At 57.8% G+C, this 9146-nt stretch carries 8 protein-coding genes and 1 tRNA gene; all 9 read left to right on the plus strand.

Annotated features, from left to right (window positions below; all coding sequences use genetic code 11):
- The 9 genes from AC3WOS_RS16465 to AC3WOS_RS16505 all read left to right on the plus strand — a co-directional run bounded on the left by AC3WOS_RS16465 (position 1) and on the right by AC3WOS_RS16505 (position 8806).
- Positions 1-76 (plus strand) — tRNA-Glu (locus tag AC3WOS_RS16465).
- A 97-nt stretch (positions 77-173) separates the two neighbouring features.
- Positions 174-956: an elongation factor P maturation arginine rhamnosyltransferase EarP gene (gene earP / locus AC3WOS_RS16470; RefSeq protein ID WP_492717098.1), complete on the plus strand. Its 783-nt coding sequence runs from the start codon at positions 174-176 to the stop codon at positions 954-956.
- 14 nt (positions 957-970) lie between these two features.
- Positions 971-2170 carry an elongation factor P maturation arginine rhamnosyltransferase EarP gene (earP, locus tag AC3WOS_RS16475; protein WP_492717099.1) on the plus strand — a complete coding sequence of 400 codons (1200 nt, stop codon included), beginning with the start codon at positions 971-973 and terminating at the stop codon, positions 2168-2170.
- A 120-nt stretch (positions 2171-2290) separates the two neighbouring features.
- Positions 2291-2866, plus strand: a complete 576-nt coding sequence (locus AC3WOS_RS16480) for an elongation factor P (protein WP_492717100.1) — start codon at positions 2291-2293, stop codon at positions 2864-2866.
- 199 nt (positions 2867-3065) lie between these two features.
- On the plus strand, positions 3066-4403 hold the full coding sequence (locus AC3WOS_RS16485) for an amidase family protein (RefSeq protein ID WP_492717108.1): 1338 nt from the start codon (positions 3066-3068) through the stop codon (positions 4401-4403).
- A gap of 123 nt (positions 4404-4526) precedes the next feature.
- Positions 4527-6629: an alpha/beta hydrolase family protein gene (locus AC3WOS_RS16490; RefSeq protein ID WP_492717101.1), complete on the plus strand. Its 2103-nt coding sequence runs from the start codon at positions 4527-4529 to the stop codon at positions 6627-6629.
- Positions 6630-6744: 115 nt separating this feature from the next.
- Positions 6745-7233 (plus strand): hypothetical protein, encoded by a 489-nt coding sequence (locus AC3WOS_RS16495; protein WP_492717102.1) that lies wholly within the window; start codon positions 6745-6747, stop codon positions 7231-7233.
- A gap of 36 nt (positions 7234-7269) precedes the next feature.
- Positions 7270-7641 (plus strand): immunity protein Imm33 domain-containing protein, encoded by a 372-nt coding sequence (locus tag AC3WOS_RS16500; RefSeq protein WP_492717103.1) that lies wholly within the window; start codon positions 7270-7272, stop codon positions 7639-7641.
- A gap of 697 nt (positions 7642-8338) precedes the next feature.
- A complete protein-coding gene (locus tag AC3WOS_RS16505; protein ID WP_492717104.1) occupies positions 8339-8806 on the plus strand; it encodes a hypothetical protein in 468 nt (155 codons plus the stop codon).
- Positions 8807-9146: the final 340 nt, after the last annotated feature.

The following is a 9146-nucleotide window of genomic DNA, read 5'->3' on the forward strand; positions in this document are numbered from 1 at the left end:
GTCCCCATCGTCTAGAGGCCTAGGACATCACCCTTTCACGGTGAGTACGGGGGTTCGAATCCCCCTGGGGACGCCAGATTACCGCGCCGGCCGCAAGCCGGAAGACGGTCGAATAAGCCGCCTGGTGCGGCTTTTTTTGCGTCCGCCGCGGACGCGCTTGTTGATGGTGCCCGATGATGGCCTCTTCCTCCGAATTGAACCGCGCCGGCGCCGCTCCGGATGCCGACGCCCTGGCACTGGCCGCGCAGCGCTGGCCGTTCCACCATAACGCCCATATGCGCGCCGCCTTTTTCGCCGGGCTGGACGTGGACATGCTGCGCGTGGCCTATGCACGCCGGATTTCGCTGTGCTGCAACCATGCGGCGCCCGTACCGCAACTGTTCGCACAGTTGCAGGCCGCCGCCACGCCCACACTGTGCCTGGTGCCGGAAGGCGAGGCGTCGCAGGCGGTGGCCGCATTCCTGCAGGCCGATGCCGTCGCGGGCGCGCGCGCCACGCGCGGCGGCTTGACGGTGCAGGTGTTGCCGGCGCTCGATGCGCAGTCCTTCGATCATCTGCTGTGGGCCTGCGATTTCAACTTCGTGCGCGGCATGGCGCAGCTGGCGCGTGCGCAATTGGCGGCGCGCCCCTTGGTCTGGCAGGCGGACGGGGAGGGCGCCGCCGCGGCGCAGGCGTTCGCCGATGGATACGGGGCGGCGTTGCCGGCCCTGGCTGCCACCACGCTGGCCGATGCCTTCCGGGCCTGGAACGGCGACGGTGTGCAGTACGGGGCGCTGGGCGCCTGCCTGGCCGGTCCGGTGTCGTGCCTGCTGGTGCCGCACAGTCGCGCGTGGGCGCAACAATTGATTGAAACGGGCAGCCCAGCCGCCATATTGAATGAGCGGGTGCGCCAGGCTGTTCGTCGCGGCGACACTGCTAACGCTACTAACGCCATTAACACCACTAACGCTACTTAAGCCGAATTCCCCTTATGCCACATGATCTGCTTGAGCTGACCGATACGCCTGTCCGGGATCGGGCAACCACCCTGGCCATTTTCTGCAAGGTCGTCGACAACTACGGCGACGTGGGCATCTGCTGGCGCATGGCGCGCCAGTTGCGGCATGAGCACGGCCTGGCGGTGGAACTGTGGGTGGACAACCTGCACAGTTTCCGCCGCATCTGCCCGCAGGTGACGACCGACGCGGAGCTGCAGCAGGTGAGCGATGTCACGGTGCGCCACTGGCACAGCCAGGACGGCGTGTTCGCGGTCGCCGATGTGGCCGACATCGTGATCGAATTTTTTGGCTGCGATATCCCGGAGGGCTACATCGCCGCCATGGCGCAATGCGAACCGCGCCCCGTGTGGCTCAACCTGGAAGGGCTCACGGCGGAGGAGTGGGTGGAGGGTTGCCACACCTTGCCGTCATCCCATCCGCGCCTGCCGCTGACCAAGCATTTCTTCTTCCCCGGCTTCACGGCGAAGACGGGCGGCCTGCTGGTCGAATCGGCGCTGGAGGCGCAGCGCCGCCAGTTCCAGGCCGACCCGGCCGCCATCGGACAGTTCCTGGCGGGGCTGGGCCTGACGCCCGCTGAAATGGCCTCGCAAAAAGTGTCGCTGTTCTGCTATCCTCACGCTCCCGTTGCGGCGCTGTTCGCGGCATGGCAGGCGGGCGTCGAACCCGTCACCTGCCTGGTGCCGGAAGGCGTGGCGGCGGAAGCGGTACAAGCCTTTCTTGGCTCGGACGCCATCGCCGGCGCGGCCGGCAGCCAGGGCGCGCTGACGGTGCGGGTGCTGCCATTCGTGCCGCAGCCGGACTACGATAAGCTGCTGTGGGCGTGCGAGCTTAATTTCGTGCGGGGCGAGGATTCCTTCGTGCGCGCGCAATGGGCCGGCAAGCCTTTTGTCTGGCACATTTATCCGCAGGACGAGAATCTGCACCACAAGAAATTGCGCGCCTTCCTGCAGCGCTACGCCGGTGGCCTGGATAGCCTGGCGGCGTTCTCGCTGTACTGGAACGGTGCCGGTACGGACGACCAGCACGGCGCCGCCCTGTGGAGCGCGCTGCAAGGGGAGATGGCGGCAATTGCCGTCCACTCCGCCGCCTGGCAGCAGCAAATCCTGGCGAACGGTGATATGACGGGCAATTTGCTGAAGTTTTCCCGTTCGCTGCAATCGGCCAGGCAATAAACTCGGGTATAATGCCCGGTTAATTTAGAACGTATTTTTACCCGATCAAACGTGGCTAGCGGCTTCATGCCATCGGCAGCAGATGATTTTTATGCAACTTACTTTTTACGTACACTCTCTATGAAACCTGCAAAAGAAATTCGTGTTGGCAATATCATTATGGTCGACAGCAAGCCGATGATCGTGCTGCGTTCGGATGTCAACGGTTCGAGCCGCACCGGCTTTACCTACAAGTGGAAGATGAAGAATCTTCTGACCAACAGCCCGCTGGAAAACGTGTTCCGTGGCGACGACAAGTTCGACGTCGTCGTGCTGGACAAGAAGCCTGTGACCTACTCGTACTTCGCTGACCCGCTGTACGTGTTCATGGACGCTGAATACAACCAGTTCGAAATCGAAGAAGAGAACCTGGGCGACGCACTGCACTACCTGAAAGACGGTATGGAATGCGAAGCCGTGTTCTACGACGGCAAGGCCATCTCGGTTGAACTGCCAACCACCATCGCACGCCAGGTGGTGTACTCGGAGCCTGCCGTCAAGGGCAACACTTCGGGCAACGTCCTGAAAGAAGCCAAGATCGAAAACGCGATCGAAGCCCACCGCCACATCGTGATGGTTCCCCTGTTCGTGAGCCAGGACGACGTGATCGAGATCGACACCCGCACCAACGAGTACAAGCGCGTGGTCCGCAACTAAGCGATTCCCGCCTCACCAAAAAGCACGCCCGGTTCTGCCCGGCGTGCTTTTTTTACGTCCGTGTCGTATTTTTGTATAGAAATGTTAATCAACTTTCTATTCTTGACAGCAATTTTTCTGGAGTGAAACTCTTTCCGCTGCTATGCTAGCGCCTGCAATAGCGGATGCGCACATGGGACTTACCACTCACGAGGATGGCATGGATCGCAGGGAATTCGTTCGGGCCGGTATCAGCGCCGGTGCATTGGCAGGCAGTGCGCGCGCCGTGAGTGCGCCGGCGGGCGGCTCGCCCAAATCTGGCACCAGCGGCATACTGGACGCGGGCGTGTGGCAGCAGCAGGAGCTGATGCAGGCCGGCAAACTCACATCCCACTCGTTGACGTCGCAGTACCTGGCCCGCATCAAGACCGTCGCCAGATCCGGGCCCCGCATCAACGCCTGCATCGAAATCAATCCCGAAGCACTGAAGATCGCGCTGGAGATGGACCGCGAGCGGGGCCTCAAGCGCGTGCGCGGCCCGCTGCACGGCATTCCCATCCTGTTGAAAGACAATATCGCCACCGGCGACCGCATGAGCACCAGCGCCGGCCCGCTGGCCCAGACCGGCGTGCCCGTCGCGGGTGACGCCTTCGTCGCGGCCCGCTTGCGGGCGGCCGGCGCCGTCATCATCGGCAAGACCAACCTGAGCGAATCGGACGAGATGCGCTCGGACCATTCCGTGAGCGGCTGGAGCGGGCGGGGCGGCCAGACGCGCCATCCCTATGCGCTGGAGCGCAACTGGAGCGGTGCCGGTTCCGGCGCCGCCATCGCGGCCGGCCTGGCCACGCTGGCCGTGGGCACGGAAACGGGCGGCTCCATCGTCTCGCCGGCCTCCCTCTGCGGCCTGGTCGGCATCAAACCCACGCTGGGGCTGGTGAGCCGCAGCGGCATCATTCCCATTGCCCACTCGCAGGACACAGCCGGCCCGATGGCGCGCAGCGTGGCCGACGCGGCCCTGATGCTGGCTGCCATGGCCGGCAGCGACCCCGCCGATCCGGCCACGGCGGCGGCCGGCGCCAAGCCGCCCGACTACCGCGCCGCGCTCGACAAGGGCGGCCTGCAAGGCGTACGCATCGGGGTGGCGCGCAACTTCTTTGGCAACAACGCCGATCTCGACGCGGTGATCGAAAAGGCGCTGGCCGCGTTGACGGCGCAGGGCGCCGTGCTGGTCGATACGCAGGTGTCCGACGTCGACCAGGTGATGGGCCAGCACAGTCTCGATGCGCTGGTGGCACCCACGGGCGGGCCGGCCTGGCTGACCGATTTCATCAACGGCGACCAGGCGGGTACCGGTTGCCCGTCGCCGGCCGCTGTGACCGGCCATCCCCACATCACGGTGCCGGCCGGGCAGGTGCACGGGCTGTCCGTGGGCCTGTCATTCGTCGGCGCGGCCTACAGCGAAGCGAAGCTGATCGGCATGGCCTACGCCTACGAGCAAGCCACCTTGCACCGGCGTGCGCCGCTGTTTCCGGCCAGCGTGTCGCTGGCGGTGCGATAGTTCGGGCCTGGTTCGCATGCCGGTAATTGACCAGCCGTAGCCGGGTGTCACGCGTTACAAAGCGTGTATTTCGGCGGTGCGGTGGTCAAGTATAGTGGCCATTCGGCAACTATGACTTTTACTATGGCTTTCCAAGCTCGACGCGCGCAATCCCTGGACATCTTGAAACGCACTGGTATGTGGCGCAGTAATTATGTGAAATCAGCACGCGATTGGAACTTTTTTTTTGTGCAGTGTGTGTTAAGCATTGTGCTGCTTGTCGGCTCTGATATGGACGCCATTGGCCAGATAGCGATAGCGCCCCCACCGCTCGAAGACTTCTTTGTAAACAACGCCTTCGGCGGTGCGGTGTTATCGCCAAGCGGACACTCCATAGCAATACGGACGAGTATTAAAGGACGTCGCGATGTCTTGGCAGTCATCGATCTCGACAAAAATGCCATTAAGGTAGTTGCCGAATATTCCGATGCCGATATCGGCAATTTCCAGTGGGTTAATGAGAATCGATTGGTTTTTGACTTACGCGATAGGACCGAGGCCAGCGGCGAAGTTGACTTAGGCCCCGGTCTGTATGCTGTCAATCAGGACGGCAGTGGCCTAATTCAGCTTGCCGATCGCACTGGTCACCGTCGTGCGCCGCAACCATGGAATACCTTCCTGCTCAATCAACGTGGCAGCCAAGATTCAGACTGGATTTACGTTCGGCGCCCTTTGTACGATGACTCGGACGAATATTATGGCACGCGATTGCGTCGTCTCAATACTGTTACTGGAAAAGCTGAGATCGCCTCCGAGCCGGACGTTGAAGTGAGCGATTTCATACTCGATTTCAAGGGCGAACCTCGGCTGGCGATCTTATTCGGTGAAATTAAGAGCATCATTTATTATCATGATCCTGTCACTGATAAATGGCGCGAACTTACCAGTTACACGACTTATGGTAGCGTCAAAGATAAAATCAAACCCCTTGGTTTCGGTCCTGATGGTAAGCTGTTTGTAGTGGCAAACGCAGGCGAAAATCTGGCTACTCTGCGGATATTCGATTTAACAAGCAATACGGTGAGTAAGGACCCGCTTGTCGTTATTCCGGGCTATGACTTTGACGGCGATCTAGTCAGCGGCACTAAAATTCTGGGAGTACGCGTGACTACGGATGCTGAATCGAATTTCTGGTTCGACCCAGCGATGAAAGGAATTCAAAAAGCCGTGGATGAAGTATTACCCAATACGAATAATCTCATCACGGTACCGACTAGGCCCGGTTCGCCATGGGTGTTGGTGGAATCCTATTCTGACATGCAGCCATCGCAATATGCTCTGTTTGACACTAAGACGGGGCTGCTCAACCCTATCGGCAAGACCTACCCGAACATTCGGGGCACCCAAATGGGCCAGCAGGAATCTGTGCGTTACAAGGCGCGCGACGGACTTGAGATCCCGGGGCTGCTGACACTTCCGCCAGGGGGAGGGCGAAAAGCTCTGCCGATGGTGGTGCTGGTACATGGTGGTCCATGGGTGCGCGGCGCTAGTTGGCGTTGGAATCCGGAATCACAATTTCTTGCGTCGCGGGGTTACGCCGTCTTGGAGGTCGAGTTCCGTGGCAGCACGGGGTTTGGACTGGCCCATTTTGAAGCTGGCTTGAAGCAGTGGGGCCTGGCAATGCAAAACGATATCGCCGACGGTACACGCTGGGCTATTGCCGTGGGCATTGCCGACCCTAAGCGTATTTGCATCGCCGGTGCGAGTTACGGCGGTTATGCAGCGTTGATGGGGTTGGTTAATGATCCCGAATTATATCGTTGTGGCATCGAATGGATCGGGGTAACTGACATTGAGTTGATGTACACAGGTACTTGGTTTTCCAAGTCTGACGCGTCGCCGGGCTATTTACGCTACGGCATGCCGATTATGATCGGGGATCGTGTTAAGGATGCCGAGCAGCTAAAAGCCACTTCACCGATTCAGCAAGCCGCACGCATTCATCAGCCTCTGCTTTTGGCATATGGTAGCGAGGACAAACGCGTACCTATCTACCACGGAAAAAAATTCTATTCCGCTGTCACCCGTACCAATAAGCAGGTCGAATGGGTTGAGTACAGCGGAGAGGGCCATGGTTGGTCACTGCCGAAGAACCGAATCGACTTTTGGCGCCGCGTTGAAAAATTTCTCAAAAAAAATATTGGCCAAACGCAAACTGTCTCGGATGCTGTCGTGCAAGAGAAATAGATTGCGTAAGGCATATTCGTTGGTGCTGAGAACAGTGGCAGCATCCTGTAGGTCTGGGTACGGCCAACAGCAGCCGTTGCGCTCTGAAGGATCATTGCGAAAAGAGGAATGGAAAATGAATATCGACATCCTTAATCGTGTGTCAGTAACGCAGTGGGTGAATGGCACCGTGCAGAGGGTGCTGCTGCTTGGTCGAGACGATGCTCAAGCCTGGAACACGTGCTGGTTTGATCAATATATTTCCCTTGGAGGCACAAGTAAGAATAGTGGCCAAAAGCCATGCCCGCGCGCCGCAGCGCGGGGATTATGGATAACTGGCCGCTTGCGAAGCGGTCGGCGACCTTTTTTGTCGTGGAATACTACTGAGGTGTATCGCCATCTAACTAAGAATGCCGCCTATGCGTCTATAGCCGCTGATCTTCTAACGACAACCGAACTTCGATCCTCTACGGAGTTGTGGCCGTTGGTTCAAGCTGAGTTTACTCGCTGTACAGGCGAACCGTCTGCAGCCTCGGAACAGGGCGAGGTCCGCCTTGTAGTCGCCCTGTTCCACAGTCAACAATTGGTGGGCAATCCAGTGTCCACGAAACTTGAGTTAATTTAGACAGACAGGCGTCGGCCAGCAGCGGACGGTGAGTACGTGGCGAAAGGAACTGAAATTACAACGCACATTGAGCAGCGCGACATTTGCCAGCGCTTCGGCGCGGAATTCACACCGCCTGAGCCAGACCAAAAGGTAGGAATTGCACTTAACACGCTGACGAGTGATCCTCTTCATGCGGTCCGCATTTCGTCAGGAAACAGGACCTGTGGCTGGTATATCTACGGCGGCGAACACTCGACGGATCCGGATTTTTATCAACCACTCCATGTCGCTCACTTAAACGAATATTGCCCAAGCATCGTTCCTTACTTGGCATTGCCGTCTGGATGGCGTGTAATGCTTGCGCCGGATTATGAGGATGTTTGGTTTGACGGCGGGCTGTTGGCGACACCGACCACCAGCGTTTAACGGCCTGAGTTGGTGCACACGGCAAGAAGAGAAAGTATCGAGATTGATTACCGAAAATGTGATAACGGAACTCAGTAAATTTTCGCCGGCCGACGAGGCAGAAAACGTGGGCCGGTTATATGAAATTCTTGAGCACTTAAAAGATTTGTCTCCGAACTTGCGATCGCCAGTGATACCGGCAATACTTGGGTTGCTTGAGCGTCATCCAGGAGCTGAGCTCGGCTCGCCAGGACCGTTGGTCCACGAACTTGAGGCGATACCAGGTTACGAACCGTTCTTACGAGAATCCGTTTTGCGGCAACCGGTGGACTTAAGCGTATGGATGGTGAATCGGATCTTGAATTCAGAGATATCGACCGAAGCGCGCTCAGGCTGGCTCGACGTCCTTCGAACTGTTTTGATACACCCCTTGGCATCCGCCGAGTCACGACAAGCTGCAAACGATTTCCTGGAACACCATGGCTAGTAGCTTACCTGGCATTAGGCTGTTGTCGGCCAAGAGTGGACGCGCGGAAAGTGAATATAAGTGAAGTTGCTGTAATAAGCGCAAGACTCTGATGGCTCCGAATGGACCGAGTTTTGCAATCGTTGAAGGCGCAGGTATGCTGCCGTAGTACCAAGCCCAGCTAGTGTGCTTTTTTGTCTTCCGCTAGCCAACTGCGTTAAGATTTCAAAAAAAACAACTTGGAAGTTGATAATGAAGAAACTCGTTTGTGCCGTTACTATACTTATTCTAAGCGGCGGAGCACTCTCGCAAGACCTAGCCACCTGCAAGGCTTCGGCAGGTTACTCATACTACGTTCAACGCGGTCTTGTCGACGCCAAAAGGGCGGGCTGGACTACAGACCAAATCTCGAACGGAGTAATGACCCTCAAAAGATTGGGTAAGTCGGACTATGACATTATGTACCTCGACGCCACGGATAAGATTCATTCGATAAAAGGCGAGGGTGGTACCCTTCAATTGCTTCGGTCGAGCGAGCATGAAATGACCTTCATTCTTTCATTCCCCGGCGGAGCTCTCGCAATTTACACCTTCTTGAAAGACAATGCTGGCCGAAACCAAGTCGCAGTGCTGACAAGCCGGGGCAGTGACGGTATTTTTGAATTGAAACAATCTGCAATGGTGGCTGACTGCTCCGCTATCACGTTCGTACAACCGTGATTGAAGATAACCTTGCGTCGGGCCTAAGTGCGCTAAAGCCAACCACCAAGCATTGAGTCGCCCAAAGGCGTTCGTCTGAAGTTAACAGCCCTGCGGCTTCAGCTGTTGCGCGAAAAGGGCAGTCCTGGTTGCTGCAGGATTTATGTAACAACGCCATGAAGAAGGCTCCAGTGATTCAGCCTTAAGTGCGCTGGTTACCGATGACGGCAACGGATTTAAATTTTCTATCCAAATGGTATACGTGCCATAGTCGTAGGCGTCATTAGTCCGGTCTGAATAATTCAAAAATCAGCAGCCGGCGGGCTGATATCTCCGCCAGGTCCACATCATGGGAATCTGC

The sequence above is a fragment of the Rugamonas sp. FW305-51 genome, from assembly GCF_058786935.1.

Bases quoted from the DNA above. Each gene is read 5' to 3' on its own strand.
- earP (WP_492717098.1), top strand. From the start codon at position 174: ATGATGGCCTCTTCCTCCGAATTGAACCGCGCCGGCGCCGCTCCGGAT.
- earP (WP_492717099.1), top strand. From the start codon at position 971: ATGCCACATGATCTGCTTGAGCTGACCGATACGCCTGTCCGGGATCGG.
- AC3WOS_RS16495 (WP_492717102.1), top strand. From the start codon at position 6,745: ATGAATATCGACATCCTTAATCGTGTGTCAGTAACGCAGTGGGTGAAT.
- AC3WOS_RS16485 (WP_492717108.1), top strand. From the start codon at position 3,066: ATGGATCGCAGGGAATTCGTTCGGGCCGGTATCAGCGCCGGTGCATTG.
- AC3WOS_RS16505 (WP_492717104.1), top strand. From the start codon at position 8,339: ATGAAGAAACTCGTTTGTGCCGTTACTATACTTATTCTAAGCGGCGGA.
- AC3WOS_RS16490 (WP_492717101.1), top strand. From the start codon at position 4,527: ATGGCTTTCCAAGCTCGACGCGCGCAATCCCTGGACATCTTGAAACGC.
- AC3WOS_RS16480 (WP_492717100.1), top strand. From the start codon at position 2,291: ATGAAACCTGCAAAAGAAATTCGTGTTGGCAATATCATTATGGTCGAC.